Annotated in this window: 13 protein-coding genes; 7 read left to right on the top strand and 6 right to left on the bottom strand. The window is 72.2% G+C overall.

Features of this window, described 5'->3' with window-relative positions; translation table 11 throughout:
- Positions 1 to 75 precede the first annotated feature (75 nt).
- The 5 genes from lspA (at position 76) to L3078_RS12195 (ending at position 4,835) form a co-directional block, all read left to right on the top strand.
- Positions 76 to 690: a signal peptidase II gene (lspA, locus tag L3078_RS12215; protein ID WP_239753465.1), complete on the top strand. Its 615-nt coding sequence runs from the start codon at positions 76 to 78 to the stop codon at positions 688 to 690.
- A gap of 97 nt (positions 691 to 787) precedes the next feature.
- On the top strand, positions 788 to 1,732 hold the full coding sequence (locus L3078_RS12210) for an RluA family pseudouridine synthase (RefSeq protein ID WP_184895226.1): 945 nt from the start codon (positions 788 to 790) through the stop codon (positions 1,730 to 1,732).
- A complete protein-coding gene (locus tag L3078_RS12205) occupies positions 1,729 to 2,205 on the top strand; it encodes a GNAT family N-acetyltransferase (protein WP_239753464.1) in 477 nt (158 codons plus the stop codon). Before L3078_RS12210 ends, L3078_RS12205 begins: the two co-directional genes overlap by 4 nt.
- 73 nt (positions 2,206 to 2,278) lie before the next feature.
- Entirely contained in the window at positions 2,279 to 3,865 is a 1,587-nt protein-coding gene (locus tag L3078_RS12200; RefSeq protein ID WP_239753463.1) for a Na+/H+ antiporter, read from the top strand.
- Positions 3,866 to 4,094: 229 nt separating this feature from the next.
- A complete protein-coding gene (locus L3078_RS12195) occupies positions 4,095 to 4,835 on the top strand; it encodes an SDR family NAD(P)-dependent oxidoreductase (RefSeq protein WP_239753462.1) in 741 nt (246 codons plus the stop codon).
- A gap of 72 nt (positions 4,836 to 4,907) precedes the next feature.
- On the opposite strand, the gene L3078_RS12190 is transcribed toward L3078_RS12195, so the two are convergent.
- Entirely contained in the window at positions 4,908 to 6,035 is a 1,128-nt protein-coding gene (locus L3078_RS12190; protein ID WP_239753461.1) for a mechanosensitive ion channel family protein, read from the bottom strand.
- A 38-nt stretch (positions 6,036 to 6,073) separates the two neighbouring features.
- On the opposite strand from L3078_RS12190, the gene L3078_RS12185 reads away from it, so the two are divergent.
- Positions 6,074 to 6,724 carry a dienelactone hydrolase family protein gene (locus tag L3078_RS12185; protein WP_392314596.1) on the top strand — a complete coding sequence of 217 codons (651 nt, stop codon included), beginning with the start codon at positions 6,074 to 6,076 and terminating at the stop codon, positions 6,722 to 6,724.
- A gap of 13 nt (positions 6,725 to 6,737) precedes the next feature.
- Here the strand turns inward: L3078_RS12185 and L3078_RS12180 are convergent, their stop codons facing one another.
- Together L3078_RS12180 and L3078_RS12175 are read right to left on the bottom strand one after the other, a co-directional pair.
- Positions 6,738 to 8,414, bottom strand: coding sequence for an alkaline phosphatase D family protein (locus L3078_RS12180; protein ID WP_239753459.1), 1,677 nt, complete (start codon positions 8,412 to 8,414; stop codon positions 6,738 to 6,740).
- A 135-nt stretch (positions 8,415 to 8,549) separates the two neighbouring features.
- A complete protein-coding gene (locus L3078_RS12175) occupies positions 8,550 to 11,753 on the bottom strand; it encodes a helix-turn-helix transcriptional regulator (protein ID WP_239753458.1) in 3,204 nt (1,067 codons plus the stop codon).
- A 320-nt stretch (positions 11,754 to 12,073) separates the two neighbouring features.
- On the opposite strand from L3078_RS12175, the gene L3078_RS12170 reads away from it, so the two are divergent.
- Positions 12,074 to 12,724, top strand: coding sequence for a hypothetical protein (locus tag L3078_RS12170; protein WP_239753457.1), 651 nt, complete (start codon positions 12,074 to 12,076; stop codon positions 12,722 to 12,724).
- An 84-nt stretch (positions 12,725 to 12,808) separates the two neighbouring features.
- Here the strand turns inward: L3078_RS12170 and L3078_RS12165 are convergent, their stop codons facing one another.
- From L3078_RS12165 to L3078_RS12155, 3 genes are all read right to left on the bottom strand, one after another.
- A complete protein-coding gene (locus L3078_RS12165; protein ID WP_239753456.1) occupies positions 12,809 to 13,609 on the bottom strand; it encodes a DsbA family protein in 801 nt (266 codons plus the stop codon).
- A gap of 78 nt (positions 13,610 to 13,687) precedes the next feature.
- Complete coding sequence (locus tag L3078_RS12160) at positions 13,688 to 14,371, bottom strand: hypothetical protein (RefSeq protein ID WP_239753455.1); 684 nt, start codon at positions 14,369 to 14,371, stop codon at positions 13,688 to 13,690.
- A 93-nt stretch (positions 14,372 to 14,464) separates the two neighbouring features.
- Positions 14,465 to 15,814, bottom strand: a complete 1,350-nt coding sequence (locus tag L3078_RS12155; protein ID WP_239753454.1) for a DUF2252 domain-containing protein — start codon at positions 15,812 to 15,814, stop codon at positions 14,465 to 14,467.
- Positions 15,815 to 15,866 lie beyond the last annotated feature (52 nt).

Genomic DNA, 15,866 nt, shown 5'->3' with positions numbered 1-15,866 from the left:
CCGACTGAGCCCCTGGTCCGCGGCGGGCGTGTCGTACCTTTGTCCTCAGTCAGGAACCTAGGTTGAGGGACTCACGTGGCAGAGGCGGAGCGCATCATCGGTACGCCGGACATTCCAGACGCGGCGGGGGCCGACCCGGAGCAGTCCGACGGCGGCGAGGACGCCGCGGCGCAGCGGGTCGAGGCGACCACCGCGCAGCCGCGCGGCAGGCGCCGGATCGCCGTGCTGTTCGGGGTCGCCGCGCTGGCGTACGCGCTCGACCTGGTCAGCAAGATGATCGTGGTGGCGAAGCTGGAGCACCACGAGCCGATCGAGATCATCGGGGACTGGCTGAAGTTCGAGGCGATCCGCAACGCGGGCGCGGCCTTCGGCTTCGGCGAGGCCTTCACGATCATCTTCACGATGATCGCGGCGATCGTGATCCTGGTGATCGCCCGGCTCGCCCGCAAGCTCTACAGCCTGCCCTGGGCGATCGCGCTCGGTCTGCTGCTCGGCGGCGCGCTGGGCAACCTCACCGACCGGATCTTCCGGTCGCCCGGCGTCTTCGAGGGCGCGGTCGTCGACTTCATCGCGCCGAAGGGCTTCGCGGTCTTCAACCTCGCGGATTCGGCCATCGTGTGCGGCGGCATCCTGATCGTGCTGCTGTCGTTCCGGGGGCTCGACCCGGACGGGACCGTTCACAAGGACTGAGTCCACCTGGGACTGAGCCGACCCGGGGCTGACGGGGCGACGGGGGTTTTCCACAGGCGCGGTCGGGCGTGTCGTGGCGGTCCGGCATACTCGTCGGGTGAGCACGATTCCCGAGATCCGTACCCTGCCCGTGCCCGACGGCCTGGAGGGCGAGCGTGTCGACGCCGCCATCTCCCGCATGTTCGGCTTCTCCCGCACCAAGGCGGCCGAGCTCGCCGCCGCGGGGAAGGTCACGGTCGACGGGTCGGTGGTCGGCAAGTCGGAGCGGGTGCACGGCGGGGCCTGGCTCGAGGTCGAGATGCCGCAGGCGCCCGCGCCGGTGCAGGTCGTGGCCGAGCCGGTCGAGGGCATGGAGATCGTGCACGACGACGATGACGTGGTCGTGATCGTCAAACCGGTCGGGGTGGCCGCCCACCCCAGCCCCGGCTGGTCCGGGCCGACCGTCATCGGCGGGCTCGCCGCCGCCGGGTACCGGATCTCGACCTCCGGCGCCGCCGAGCGCCAGGGCATCGTGCACCGGCTCGACGTGGGCACCTCGGGACTCATGGTGGTCGCCAAGTCGGAGTACGCGTACACGTCGCTGAAGCGCCAGTTCAAGGAGCGGACGGTCGACAAGCGGTACCACGCGCTGGTCCAGGGCCACCCCGATCCCACGAGCGGCACCATCGACGCGCCGATCGGGCGGCACCCGAACCACGACTACAAGTGGGCCGTCACCGCCGAGGGCAAGCCGTCGGTCACGCACTACGACCTCATCGAGGCGTTCCGGGCCGCGTCCCTGCTCGACATCAAGCTGGAGACCGGGCGCACCCATCAGATCCGCGTCCACATGTCGGCCCACCGGCACCCCTGCGTCGGCGACCTCACGTACGGCGCCGACCCGACGCTCGCCAAGCGGCTCGGGATCACCCGTCAGTGGCTGCAGGCCGTACGGCTCGGCTTCGAGCATCCCGGGGACGGCAGCTGGGTCGAGTTCGAGTGCGACTACCCGGCCGATCTGCAGAAGGCCCTGGACAAGGTCCGGGAGGAGACGTACGCGTGAGCCCCGTGCCGGTGTCCTACGAGGTGCGCGTCGCCGACGGTCCCGCTGACCGCGAGGCCTGTTTCGCGGTGCGCAAGCAGGTCTTCGTCGTCGAGCAGGGCGTGCCGGAGGACCTGGAGTACGACGCCTACGACGCCGGGGCCGTGCATGTGCTCGCCGTGCGGGACGACGGGACACCCCTCGGCGCCGGGCGGCTGTTGTACGGGGAGGCCGCCGCCGGCAAGACCGGTGGGGAGCCCGGTGTGGGGTCCCTGGGGCGGTTGGCCGTCGTGGCGGAGGCCCGGGGGCTGGGGGTCGGGGTCGCGCTGGTGCGGGCCGTCGAGGAGGCGGCACGGGAGCGCGGGTTGACCGCGGTCGACCTGGGGGCCCAGACACACGCGCTGGGTTTCTACGAGCGGCTGGGGTATGCGGCGTACGGACCGGAGTTCCTGGACGCGGGGATACCTCATCGCGCGATGCGGCGCAGGCTTTAGCCTTCCGCGGTGCGGGTGGGGCACCCTGGGCATCCGGTCGGTCGTGATCGTCTAGCACCAGCGGAGCGCCCCCATGGATCAGTTGGCCCTGTTTTTCGTCCTGCTGGTCGGCGCCGTGGTCAGTGTGCCGGTGGGGGAGCGGCTGAAGCTGCCGGCGCCGGTGCTGATGACGCTGCTGGGCATCTCCCTGGCCCTGCCCGGGTTCGTGCCCAATGTGGAGATCCCGCCGGAGTTCATCCTGCCGCTGCTGCTGCCCCCGCTGCTGTACGCGGCGGTGCGGCGGACGTCCTGGCGGCAGTTCACCGCCAACCGGCGACCGATCTTCCTGCTGGCCGTCGCGCTGGTGTTCGTGACCACCGCCGCGGTGGCCGCCGTGGCGAACGCGATCGTGCCCGGACTGCCCCTGGCGGCGGCCGTGGCGCTCGGCGCCCTCGTCGCGCCGCCCGACCCGGTGGCGGCGACCGCCGTGGCCGGGCAACTCGGGCTGCCGCGACGGCTGGTGTCGATACTGGAGGGCGAGGGCCTCTTCAACGACGTCACGGCCATCGTGCTGTACCACGTGGCCATCGCCGCCGCCGTCAGCGGATCGTTCTCCTGGTCGAGCGCCGCGCTGCAGCTCGTGCTGTCGGCCGTCGTCGCTCTCGCCGTGGGGATCGGGCTCGGCTGGGCCGCCAACAAGCTGATGGACTTCCTCGAGGACGCGACGCTGCAGATCGGGCTGACGCTGCTGGTGCCGTACGCGTCGTACGTGATGGCCGAGGAGCTCCACGGGTCCGGGGTGCTCGCCGTGCTCACCACCGCGTTGTTCCTCGCGGAGTACGCGCTCGGGGCGGACGATGTCATGACGCGGCTCGCCGGGCACACCGTCTGGGACGTCGTGGACACGCTGGTCACCGGGGTCGCCTTCGGGCTGATCGGGCTGGAGCTGCACAACGCGATCCGTACGGCGTCCGGGCGGTGGGGCGAGATGCTCGGCTGGGCGGCGGCCGTCGTGGTCGTCGTCGTGTTCGTACGGCTGGTGTGGTTGCTGCCGGCGACGTGGCTGGCGCGCCGGTTGCACGCGAAGCGGGACTACGACGAGGAGATCCCGATGTCGTGGCGCGAGACCGTGGTGATGTGGTGGTCGGGGATGCGCGGGGTGGCCTCCGTTGCGTTGGCGCTGGCGATTCCGTTGGAGACGGACAGTGGGGCGCCGTTCCCGAACCGGGACGAGATCGTGTTCATCGCGTTCGGGGTGATCATGGCGACGCTGGTGCTGCAGGGGCTCACTCTGCCGTGGCTGGTGCGGCGGTTGGGGGTGCGGGCGGATGAGGGGGCCGAGAAGGAGTTCGAGAAGGTGCTGGCCGTGCGGGCGGCGAAGGCGGCGAAGCGGCGGCTGAAGGAGATCGAGGAGGTGGAGGAGCTGCCGGAGGAGATGTCCGAGCGGTTGTTGCGGCGGGCCTTCGAGATCGGGGTGCGGATCAGTCCGGAGGTGGGGGAGGACGAGCGGCGCGAGGGGCATGAACAGCGGGTGCGGCGGCTTCGTCGGATGCGGCGGATCCAGGGGGAGATGCTGAGTGCGGCGCGGCATGAGGTGCTGGCCGCGCGGAGTGAGCCGGGGGCGAATCCCGAGGTGGTGGATCGGGTGTTGCGGCATCTGGATGTGCGTAGCCTGCGGTGAGCTTTTGGCCGCTCCTTGCCCACCCGTGCCCGCCCGTGACTCCTCGCTGCAGAGGTGGGGGTCGCTAGTGGGGGCTGGGCGTCGTTGACGGCTGCGGGTGGGGGGGGATTGCCCGCCCGCGCGTCGCCCGTCACTCCCTGGTGGAGGAGTGCGGGTTTCCCGTGGGGCTGGGCGTCGTTGGCGGCTGCCGGGCGTGGGGTGGGGAGTGGGGGGTTTGTAGGGTCGGGGTATGGCTCGCAATGTGGTGATCAGCGGTGGTGGGACGGGGATCGGGCGCGCGGCCGCGGAGGTGTTCGCGGCGGACGGGGACCGGGTGTTGCTCCTCGGGCGACGGGCGGAGGTGCTGGAGAAGGCGGGGGTGGCCGGGGCGGTGACGTATGCGGCCGATCTCGCAGATCCGGGGAGCGTGCGCGGGGTCGCCGAGTTCGTGGCGGGGGAGTTCGGGACCGTGGATGTGTTGATCCACAGTGCCGGGGGGAACGGTGGGCTGGAGCCCGGGGTGGACGGGGGCGATCCGCTCGACGCCGTCGCGCATGCCTGGGGCGTCAACTTCCGGTTGAACACGCTGACCGCCGTCCTGCTCACCGAGGCGTTGCGGGGCCGGTTGGCCTCGCCGGGTGGGCGGGTGCTCTTCCTGTCGTCGATCGCGGCGTATCGGGGGTCAGGGAGTGGGGCGTACGCCGGGTCCAAGGCGGCGCTGCATCCGTACGCCTTCGATCTCGCGCGGGAGTTCGGGCCGCGCGGCATCACGGTGAACGTCGTGGCGCCCGGCTATGTGGAGGACACCGAGTTCTTCGGCGGTCAGGTGGAGGAGGCGCGGCGGGCCCGGCTCGTCGCGGAGACCTCGACGGGCCGGGCCGGTACGCCCGCGGACGTCGCCGACACGCTGCACTGGCTCGCCTCACCCGGCGCCGGACATGTGACCGCGCAGATCGTCCAGGTCAACGGAGGCGCCGAGCGCGGGCGCTGAAGACGTGGGGCGGCCCCCCGAGGTTTCGGGGGGCCGCCCGTGTTCGTGTCGGCGTGACGGTGGTGGGTGTGCTCAGCCTCGGTCCGGGGCCCTCGGGGGCTCGTGGACGCGGCTTCGGTTGGTGCGTAGGGGTGTGGCGTCGCCGTTGTGGGAGTTGGGGTGGGTCGGGGGGAGGACCGCGTCGGCGGTGTTGACGCGGGGGAGGGCGTACGGGTGGGTCTCGGTGAGCCACTGGATGAGCTGTTCGCGGACGGCGACGCGGACGGTCCACAGGTCGTCCGGGTCCTTGGCGGTCACCAGCGCGCGCACCTCCATGGTGGAGGGGGTCGAGTCGGTGACCGTCAGGTCGTAGTGCCGGCCGTCCCAGGCGGGGCAGGAACGCAGGATGTCGCGGAGTTTGTCGCGCAACGCGGGCAGCGGCGCGGCGTGGTCGACGTGCAGAAAGATCGTGCCGGTCATCTGGGCGCCGCCCCGCGACCAGTTCTCGAACGGCTTCGATGTGAAGTACGACACCGGCATCGTGATCCGGCGTTCGTCCCAGGTCCGGACCGTCAGGAACGTGAGGGTGATCTCGTCGACCGTGCCCCACTCGCCCTCCACCACGACCACGTCGCCGAGGCGGACCAAGTCGCCGAAGGCGATCTGCAGGCCGGCGAAGAGGTTGCTCAGCGTGGACTGCGCGGCGATACCGGCGACGATGCCCAGAAGTCCGGCCGAGGCCAGCAGCGAGGTGCCGGCCGCGCGCATCGCCGGGAAGGTCAGCAGCATCGAGGCCACCGCCACCACACCGACGATCGCCGCGACCACTCGCATGATCAGCGTCACCTGGGTGCGGACTCGGCGCACGCGGGCCGGATCGCGGTGGGCGCGGGCGTAACGGCTGTACGTCGTCTCGACTATCGCCGCCACGATCCGGATCACCAGCCAGGCCGTCGCGCCGATCAGCACCAGCGTGAGGGTGCGGCCGACCGCCGTGCGGTGCTGTTCCAGCAGTTGCGCCTCGTCGTACGACGCTCTGAGGAAGGCCGCGCACAGGACCAGCTGGTAGGGGATGCGGCCGCGGCGCAGCAGGCCCCACAGAGGTGTCTCGTGGTGCTGCTGGTCCGCCTTGCGCAGCAGCAGATCGGTCGTCCAGCCGATGAGCAGCGTGAGGACGACCGAGCCACCGATGACGATCAATGGGCGGAGTAGGTTCTCCATGCCTTCGAACGTAACCGGCCATGCGGGGTCATGAACATGTGACTTCGGCCGCGCTCTGGGTAGGGGCGCCGGGATCGGGCGGCGGACGCGTTGTCGGACCCGGCTGGCACCATGGCCCCATGAACATCGTGCTCTTCCACTCGACCTACGGTCTGCGGCCCGCCGTACGCCAGGCCGCGGACCGGCTGCGCGCCGCCGGACACGAGGTGTGGACCCCCGACCTCTTCGACGGCAGGACGTTCGACACGGTCGAGGACGGCAGGGCCCTCAACGAGGAGCTGGGCCGTGAGGAGCTCCTCAAGCGGGCGGTCCTGGCCGCCGCGCCCTACTCGGAGCGAGGGCTCGTCTACGCCGGGTTCTCGCTCGGTGCCGCCGTCGCGCAGACCCTCGCCCTGGGCGACAAGAACGCCCGCGGGCTGCTGCTCCTGCACGGTACGTCGGACATCGCCGCCACCGCCTCCGTGGACGACCTGCCCGTCCAACTGCACGTCGCCGAGCCCGACCCCTTCGAGCCCGACGACTGGCTGAGCGCCTGGTACCTGCAGATGCGCAAGGCCGGCGCCGACGTCGAGGTCTACAGATACGCCGGTGCCGGCCACCTCTACACCGACCCCGACCTCCCCGACTACGACGAGGAGGCCGCCGAGGCCACCTGGCAGGTGGCGCTCGGCTTCCTCGAAACCCTGTGAGTCCGGGGGCGGATCACACCGGGTCGTACGTCCGCTCCACCTTCTGCGTCCCGCTCCGCGTCCGGTAGGAGCGCGCCCAGGACGAGGTCGCGTCGGCCTTCGTACGGTCGGACAGGACGTAGAAGTCCATCTGCGCCCGCGCGGCGGTGATGTCCAGGACGCCGTAGCCGTGCCGGTCGGTGTCGACCCAGTGGACGTGCCGGTTCGCGGCGCGGATCAGCGGGGAGGCCACCGCGGAGACCGTGCCCTCCGGGACCTTGACCAGGTCGTCCAGGTTGTCGGAGGTGACCGACGTGACCACGAACTCGGTGGCGGCGGAGGCCGACAGCGGGTACGTGCCGGCGTTGACCGGCACGTCGTTGGCCCAGGCCATGTGGATGTCGCCGGTGAGGAAGACCGTGTTGCGGATCGCGTTCGCCCGCAGATGGGCGAGGAGTTCGCGGCGGTCGTCGGTGTAGCCGTCCCACTGGTCGGGGTTGAGGGCGAGACCCTCCTTCGGCAGACCGAGGAGTTCGGCGAGGGGTTCGAAGAGGTCGGCGGTGAGGTTGCCGAGGGCGAACGGGGCGATCATCACCGAGTTTCCGACCAGTCGCCAGGTCGTGTCGGAGGACTTCAGCCCGGCCTTCAGCCAGTCGAGCTGGGCCCGGCCCGTCAGCGTGCGGTCCGGGTCGTCGACCTCGCCGTCGCCTATGCCCACCTGCTGCGAGCGGAAGGAACGCAGGTCGAGGAGCGAGAGGTCGACGAGCTTGCCGAAGCGCAGCCGTCGGTAGGTGGTGCCCGCGACCGCCGGGCGCACCGGCATCCACTCGAAGTAGGCCTGCTTGGCCGCCGACTGACGGGCCGCCCAGGTGCCCTCCGTGCCCTCGGTGTGGTTCTCGGCGCCGCTCGACCAGGCGTCGTTGGCGATCTCGTGGTCGTCCCAGATGGCGACGACCGGCGCGGCCGCTTGCAGGGCCTGGAGGTCCGGGTCGGTCTTGTAACGGGCGTGCCGGACGCGGTAGTCGGCGAGGGAGCGGATCTCGTGGGTCGGCGCGTGCGGGCGTACGACCCGGTCGCGGGTGCCGTACTCGCCGGTGCCGTACTCGTAGATGTAGTCGCCGAGGTGCAGCCACGCGTCCAGGTCGCCGCGTGCGGCGAGATGCCGGTAGGCCGCGAAGTGGCCGCCCTCCCAGTTGGCGCAGGACACCACGCCGAAGCGCAGGCCGGTGACGGACGCGTCGGCGGCGGGGGCGGTACGGGTGCGCGCGACGGGGGAGTCGGTGCCGTCGGCCGAGAAACGGAACCAGTAGTCCGTGGCGGGCGCGAGGCCGCGTACGTCCGCCTTGACGGTGTGGTCGGACGACGCGCTCGCCGTCGTCGAACCCTTGGCGACGACACGGGTGAACGCCTTGTCCAGGGCGACGGTCCAGCCGACCTCGACGTCCGGGCCGACACCGGAGCCGGGCAGCGCGGCGGCGGTGGGCGTCACCCGGGTCCACAGCAGGACACCGTCGGGCAGCGGGTCACCGGAGGCCACGCCGTGCAGGAAGGCGGGGGCCTCGGCCGCGCGCGCCGGGATCGCGGCCGCCAGCGGCGCCGCGAGGACGGCGCCGGCCGTGGCCGCCTTGACCACCGTACGGCGGCTCGGGGCGGACGAACTCGTGGGTCTGGTCGGGGAGTCGGGGCTGGAGTGAGATCTGCGACTGGTCACGGCGGATGAGATTACTGATGGGTAGGGCCGGAGGTAAGACAGAAGCCCGAAATCCGCTCAATGTTCAGACAGCCGTGCGTTGTTCGTCGGATCGGACTCCGCGATCAGGGCTTCGGGGAGCCGTTCCCCCGGCGGTCACCGGTCCCCGGCATAGCGTCTGGCCAGGGCGATCAGGGCCGCGCGGTCGGGGCTGTCGGTGCGGTGGCGGAGGCTGGCGAGGTGCTTCTCGACGGTGCGGGGCGAGAGGAAGAGGTGGTCGGCGATCTCCTGGTTGCCGAGCCTGGCGGCGAGCAGACGCAGCACCTCGTACTCCCGGGCGGTCACCCCCACGCGGCGCAGCTCCGCCGGGATCGTGTCGTGGCCCTGGCGGCGGCGCGGCACGGGCGAACCGGCGTCGCGCAGCAGCGCCCGGCACGCGGCGGACACCCGGGTCGTGCCCCGCTCGTGGAAGAACTGCTCGGCCGCGCGCAGCCATTCGACGGGGCGGCCCCAGCCGTCGGCGAGTGCGGCCTGCGCGCCCAGCCGCAGACAGAGGTGGGCGGCCAGCGGGATCGCGGCGGTGTCGGTCAGGGCCTCCTCCGCCGTCTTGGCGGCCTCGGCGGCCCGGCCCTCGCGGCCCAGCAGGACGGCCCGGGACCAGCCGGCGAAGGGACGGTCCCAGTGCACCTGGGCGAGCCGCCCGGTGCCGGGGCCGTCGAGCTCGACCCAGTCGGTCGTGCCGCGCAATGTGCGCAGCAGCAGGTACGGGCCGAGGAAGCCGGTGACGCCACGGGTGCTGGGCAGCGCCCGCATGACGGCGTCCGCCTCGGTGAACTCCGCCAGCGCGCGGTCGTGTTCCTCCCGCAGCAGGGAGCAGATGCCCTGGGCCCAGCCCCACACGGAGGTGTCGGCGTAGCCCCAGAGTGCCCCCGCGCCGCGCCCGGCGAGCGCGCGCTCCAGCGTGCGCAGGGTGGCGTCGAGCTTCTCCCGCTCCCCGAGCGCGGCGGCGATGATGCCTTCCACGCCCGCGCCGATCAACTCCACCTCGCGCAACCGCAGTCGGCGGGCCGTCTCCCGGAGGCGACGCGCGGACTCCGTGGCCCGGTCCTGCTCGTCGCGCAGGATGTGGGCGAGGGTCAGATGCATGTCGGCCCAGGCGGTCATGAGCACGGCGCCGGTGTCCTCGGCGGCCGCGCGCGCGGCGAGCAGCCGGTCGGTGCCGGTGAACCGGACGCGGTCGAGCACGCCCAGTTCCAGCAGACCGCGGATCCGCCACACCGGCAGCGCGTGGGCCTCGGCGGTGGCGACCAGCCGCGCGAACGCGTCCTCGGCCTCGCCCAGGTCCTTGGGGCGCAGGCAGTAGCCGAGCATGTTGAGCGCTTTGCACGCCACCTCCGGCAGCCCCACCTCCTCCGCGGTCGCGACGGCGCCCTCGGCGAGCGCGCGGGCACTCTCCAGCCGGTCCGGGCGCCGCGAGTTGAGCACCAGGTGGGCAGCGACCGCGTCCAGCGCGGCGCGGGACGCCGGGTCGGGCGTGTCGCCGAGCAGGTCCCTCGCCTGCCGTACGGCGGTCAGGCCCTCCTCCCACTGCTGCGCGGTCGCCGCGGCCCGCGCCCGGGTCAGAAAACCCGCCGCCCGTCGGCCGGCCGGCGCGCCGGCCGCCGTCAGGACACGGTCCAGCCGGTCACCGAGTGCGGGTACGCGCCGTACGTCCCCGGTGAGGACCAGCGTGCCGAGCAGCTCCTCCAGCAGCCGGGCCAGGGCCTCGGGCGGCGCGTCCGGCGTGTCGGCGATCAGTTCCAGGCCCCGGTCGAGGAGTTCCACGGCGGTCAGCAGCGCGCCCCGTGCGACGGCCTGCCGACCGGCCCGGGCGAGCAGCACGGCCGCCCGCGCCGGCCGGCCCCCGGCGACGCACAACTCCGCGGCGAGCCGGTACAGATCGTCACCGGCGGCCTCGCCGAGGGAGACGGGGGAGAGAGCGGCGGCTGTGGGCGGGGTGCGGGGAGGGTCGGCTGGTTGTGTCCGGCCGGGAGCACCAAGGGGCTCCGAGGAGTGGGTGTTCCCGGGGACCGGCGTGTCGGGGGTCGCTGGGGCTGGGGTGGTCGGGCGTGTCGGGGTGGGCCCGTCGGAACGCGTCCCGCTCGGGGGCGTCTTCTCGCCGCTCACCCCCCACGCCCCCTCGATCGCGTCCGCCGCCGCCAGGCACAGGGCCGCCCGTTCGGCCGGGAGCAGGCGGCGGGTGATGGCGTCGGCCGTGAGGGCGTGCCGGAAGGAGTGCCAGCCGGGGTCGGCGGGGGTGGTGGCGTCGGCGACGAGGTGGGCGTGCGAGGCGTGGCGGAGCTGGGCGAGGGCGGTGGCGCGGTCCAGGCCGGCGGCGTGGGCGGCGACGTCCACGGGGAAGCGGCGGCCGAGGACCGCCGCCGCCTCCAGCAGGGCGACACCGGCGGGCGGCAGCTGGTCCACGCGCTGCAGGACGGCCGCGGCGACGGTGGCGGGGACACCGGCGTCGAGCGAGCCGGTCACCGTCCAGCGGTCCCCGTTCCGGACGAGACCGCCCCCGTCGATCATGGCGCGCAGCAGCTCCTCCACGACGAAGGGCACGCCCTCGGACACGGTGTGCAGCCGGTTCAGTACCGCGGCCGGGACGTCCTCGGCCGCGTCGTGGCCCAGACAGCGGGCCGCCAGCTCGGCGGTGTCGGCCGCCCCGAGGCGGGCGAGTCGGATCGTCCGGGCCGTACGGCGGGACGTGGCGGCCCCGGCGAGGTCGAGCGCCGGGCCGGACTCGCCGCGCAGGGTCGCCAGCAGGACGGTCCGCTGCCCCGAGAGGTTGTCGGTCAGGTAGTCGACGATGGCGAGCGTGTCGGCGTCCGCGTCGTGCAGGTCCTCCAGCACCAGGACGCAGCCGCCGTCCCGGCCGAGGACGTGCAGGAGCCGGAGCACCGCCTCGGCGTACCCGACGAGGGGGGCGCCGTCCTGCGGCGCCAGCCCGCACAGCCGGGTCAGCAGCGGCTCGTAGAGGCCCAGATCCCCGTCCGAGGGCGCCCCGTCGCCCCGTAAAGCGGAGAACACGGCCTCCGCCAGGGGGCGCAACGGCACCGCGCGCCCGGCGGACGCGGCTCGTCCGCGCAGGACACGCGCCCCGGCGTGCGCGGCGGCGGAGGCGGCTTCCTCGACGAGCCGGGACTTGCCGATGCCCGGCTCGCCCAGCACGAACACCGACGAACCCCGGCCGTCCCGGCCCGCCCGGACGACGGCCGCCAGCAGCTCGCGCTCCGCCTCCCTGCCGACCAGGGCGGGCGAGGACAACGACGAGACCGGCGGCTCCAGCGAGAACGACGGCTCCAACGAGAACGACGACAACTCAAGGCCCCCTGCGCCCTGTCGGGATGGTCGTGGCAACCCCGTACGCCTCCCGTACGCCGCGCGCACGTCCCCTCCGTACGCCGGGGGCGCCGCCCCCGTACGCCACCCCCTCCGGGCATTCCTCGCACGCGTCTTCGAGGCGCGTACAGAGTAGCCCCCGGTTTCACAGGGGCCGCACAACTACATGGGGGATCTTCCCCGATACCCGGCGCCCCGGACTCCGGCACGCTGCTGTCTCGGCAGGGCAGGGGGGACAGGGCATGACCCGGGGGGACATGCCCTGCCTGCTTCTTTCACTTTCGGCAGGGAGGTCGTCGATGCAGCGTGCCCGGGTGTGGGTCGCCGCCGGAGTGCTGGGTGTAGTCCTGTGCGGGTGCTCGTCATCCACCGGGAGCAGCGGCAGCACCGGGAGCACCGGAGGAGGCAGCGCCGGCTCGTCGTCGTCGGCCGGTGCCGCCGCCGACGAGCCGGAGGTTCCGCTGACCACCCAGGACCTGGAGCGGGTCTGCACGGACGGACTCGGCTTCGCGGGACTCCCGGCGTACGACCGTACGAAGAAGACGGTGCACCCGGCGCAGCTCATGAACAGCACCGGCGACGGCTGGAACAGCAGCGTGCCCCTCGACGGGGACTTCCCCAAGGGCTGGTTCCTCGGCTACGAGGACAAGCCGGCCCAGACGGAGCTGGTCGTCTGCGTCGAGCGCACCAAGGCCACCGCGACCGGCAAGGTCTGCGACATGGAGGCCGACGGCAAGCCGCTGAAGATCAAGACGTACAACACCTCGTACCGGCTGCGGGTCGTCGAGGCGCGCACCGGCAAGGAGCAGTACGCGCACAGCGGCAAGGTCGAGTCCGACGAGTGCCCGGCCTACATCTTCACCTCGGACGACGAGGACGCCGACAAGTACTACAACGAGGTCCGGCCCGAGGACTACCGCAAGCGCGTCAAGCCGTACATCGCGCCGTAGCCGTAGCCGTAGCCGTAGCCGTAGCCGTAGCCGTAGCCGTAGTCGCGTCGAGCACGCGGCTACGGCCACCACGTCGCCAGGTCGCTACTTCGTGACGCCCGCGTCCTTGAGCGCCGTCTCCCAGTCCGCGACCGAGGACGGGTTCTTGATCGTCTTGTCGTTGATCTTGATGGTCGGGGTCGACTCGACCCCCTCGGCGTCGGTGAACGACTTGCTCATCCGCATCGCCCAGGCGTCGTAGGTGCCCTTCTCGACGGCGTCCTGGAACTTCTTGTTGTTCTTCAGCGCGTCGACCGTGTTCGCCACCTTGATCAGATAGCTGTCCTTGGCGAACTCGTCGGTCGACTCCGACGGGTGGTACTTCGCCGAGTACAGCGCCGCCTTGTAGTCGAGGAAGGCCTCGGGGCTGACGTTCAGGGCGGCGCCGAGCGCGCTGAGGGCGTTCTTCGAGCCCTCGCCCGTGAGGTTGCCGTCGAGGAAGGTGCCGAGGGTGAAGGAGAGCTTGTAGTCGCCGTCCTCCATGCCCTTGTTCACCGTCTCGCCGACGGTCTGCTCGAAGCTGGCGCAGGCCGGGCAGCGCGGGTCCTCGTACAGGTGGACCACGTTGTCGGACTTGGAGTCGCCGATCAGGACGGTCGTGCCGTTCTTGCCGGAGGAGTTGGCCGGCGCGACCACCGTGGCGTCGGCGGCCGCCTCCCACTTCGTGGGCTTGTTGTTCTGGACGACGGCGTAGCCGATGCCGCCGGCTATCGCGAGGACCGCGACGATCGACGACGCCACGATCGCCTGGCGCCTGACCTTCGCGCGCTTGGCCTGACGCTCGCGCTCCAGACGCAGCCGCTCACGGGCCGCCGACTTCGCCGCGTTGCTGTTCCGCTTGCTCATAAGGGTGACTCCCTGGGAAACGCGCACCCGGGGTGCGCGGATGGGTGTGACGTGGAGGTGCTCGTGCCTAGAAGGTGGTCACGCGAACGTGACCGAGCACGGCGGTCCACGCCGTCCCAGGGAGTGGGCGAAGAGGAGGGTGCGGGCGGTGGCCGTACGGTCCGCGACGCGCCGCGGCCGGTGCTCCGCCGGAGCGGGCCGCACCAGGACGGAGGCGACCGCGAGCAGCAGCGGCCGGAAACCGGCGGCGACCGCGGCCTCCAGCAGCTGGGCCAGCGCCCGCTCGCCCCGCCGCAGCCAGGCGGCGGCCAGCAGCCCCACGCCGATGTGCGCGGCGAGCAGCAGCCAGGCGGCGGTCGGACCGGCGCCCGCCAGCAGTGTCGCCGCCCGTTCGGAGCCGCCGGTGACCCGCGCCAGCGGTGCGCCGACGCTGCCGCCGCACAGCACGTCCAGCCCGACCTGGCGCAGCGGACCCGTGACGGGGCCGCCCGCCTCGCCGTAGCAGGCGTGCTGACCCGCGGTGAACACCGTGTCGGCGGCCAGCTCCAGCGGGATCAGTACGCCGGCGATCCGTCCGAAGCCGCGCTCACGGCCGGCCAGCGCGTACGAGACGGCGAAGACGACGGCGGTGATCGCGGCGACGGTGGTCAGCGGGAGCGGGACCCCGGACAGCAGCACGTGTGACGCGGTGCCGAGCGTCACGACGACCGTCGTGAACAGCACCGCGCGTACGGCTCTGAAGTGGGTCCCGGATATGTCCATGGCGTCGGAGAGTCTCCCACGTTCACCCGTAAGGGACCGCTAAAGGGCCCCTGTGAGTGACGAGTTCGAAAGGATGCCGGACGGCTCGGACGGCTACAGGCCGGGGATCCGGCCGTTGCGGAAGAGGTCGACGAAGATCTGGTGGTCCGCACGCGCGCGGGCCCCGTACGCGTGGGCGAAGTCCACCAGGAGCGGGGCGAAGCCCTCCTCGTCCGCCGCGATCGCCGCGTCGATGGCCCGCTCCGTGGAGAACGGCACCAGGGACTGCCCGGTCAGGTCGTCCGCCGCCGCGTGCATCGTGGCCGTGGCCCGGCCGAGGTCGGCGACGACCGCCGCGATCTCCTCCGGGTCGTCGATGTCGCTCCAGTCCAGGTCCACCGCGTACGGCGAGACCTCGGCGACCAGCTGCCCGGCGCCGTCCAGCTCGGTCCAGCCCAGCCAGGGGTCCGCGTGCGCCTGGAGGGCGCGCTGCGAGATCACCGTGCGGTGGCCCTCGTGCTCGAAGTAGTCACGGATCCGCTGGTCGGTGATGTGCCGGGAGACGGCCGGGGTCTGGGCCTGCTTGATGTAGATCACGACGTCGTTCTCCAGGGCGTCGCTCTGCCCCTCCAGCAGGATGTTGTACGACGGCAGGCCCGCCGAGCCGATACCGATGCCCCGGCGGCCGACGACGTCCTTCACCCGGTACGAGTCGGGGCGGGTCAGGGACGACTCCGGGAGCGTCTCCAGATAGCCGTCGAAGGCGGCCAGCACCTTGTAGCGCGTGGCCGCGTCCAGCTCGATGGAGCCGCCGCCCGGCGCGAAGCGGCGCTCGAAGTCGCGGATCTCCGTCATCGAGTCCAGGAGGCCGAAGCGGGTCAGCGAGCGGGCGTCACGCAGCGCGTCCAGCAGCGGGCCCTGGGCGGTGTCCAGCGTGAACGGAGGCACCTCGTCCCGCTTGGCGCCGGTCGCTATGGCGTGGATCCGCTCGCGGTAGGCGGCCGCGTAGATCTCCACCAGCTCCGTGATCTGCTCGTCGCTGAGCGCCTTCGCGTACCCGATGAGCGCCACGGAGGCGGCGAAGCGCTTCAGGTCCCAGGTGAAGGGGGCGACGTACGCCTCGTCGAAGTCGTTCACGTTGAAGATCAGGCGGCCCGTGGAGTCCATGTACGTGCCGAAGTTCTCCGCGTGCAGGTCGCCGTGGATCCACACGCGCGAGGTGCGCTCGTCCAGGTACGGTCCGGCACCTTCGCTCCCACCACCCCGCCCGGCGTTCTCCTCCTCCAGGTCCTTGTAGAACAGGCACGCCGTGCCCCGGTAGAACGCGAAGGCCGAGGCCGCCATCTTCCGGAACTTCACGCGGAACGCGGCCGGGTCGGCGGCCAGGAGCTGGCCGAAGGCGGTGTCGAAGACGGCGAGGATCTCCTCACCGCGTCGCTCGTCGTTGAGCTTCGGAACCGACATCGCTGGGTGCCTCCTGGTGGATCACGGGTGGGTCGACATCACAACGTGCGAG

The organism is Streptomyces deccanensis (assembly GCF_022385335.1).
GTDB lineage: Bacteria > Actinomycetota > Actinomycetes > Streptomycetales > Streptomycetaceae > Streptomyces > Streptomyces deccanensis.
This window is presented reverse-complemented; position numbering and strand designations above follow the sequence as displayed.

Bases quoted from the DNA above. Each gene is read 5' to 3' on its own strand.
- L3078_RS12200 (WP_239753463.1), top strand. From the start codon at position 2,279: ATGGATCAGTTGGCCCTGTTTTTCGTCCTGCTGGTCGGCGCCGTGGTC.
- L3078_RS12155 (WP_239753454.1), bottom strand. From the start codon at position 15,814: ATGTCGGTTCCGAAGCTCAACGACGAGCGACGCGGTGAGGAGATCCTC.
- L3078_RS12165 (WP_239753456.1), bottom strand. From the start codon at position 13,609: ATGAGCAAGCGGAACAGCAACGCGGCGAAGTCGGCGGCCCGTGAGCGG.
- L3078_RS12190 (WP_239753461.1), bottom strand. From the start codon at position 6,035: ATGGAGAACCTACTCCGCCCATTGATCGTCATCGGTGGCTCGGTCGTC.
- L3078_RS12170 (WP_239753457.1), top strand. From the start codon at position 12,074: ATGCAGCGTGCCCGGGTGTGGGTCGCCGCCGGAGTGCTGGGTGTAGTC.
- L3078_RS12160 (WP_239753455.1), bottom strand. From the start codon at position 14,371: ATGGACATATCCGGGACCCACTTCAGAGCCGTACGCGCGGTGCTGTTC.
- L3078_RS12195 (WP_239753462.1), top strand. From the start codon at position 4,095: ATGGCTCGCAATGTGGTGATCAGCGGTGGTGGGACGGGGATCGGGCGC.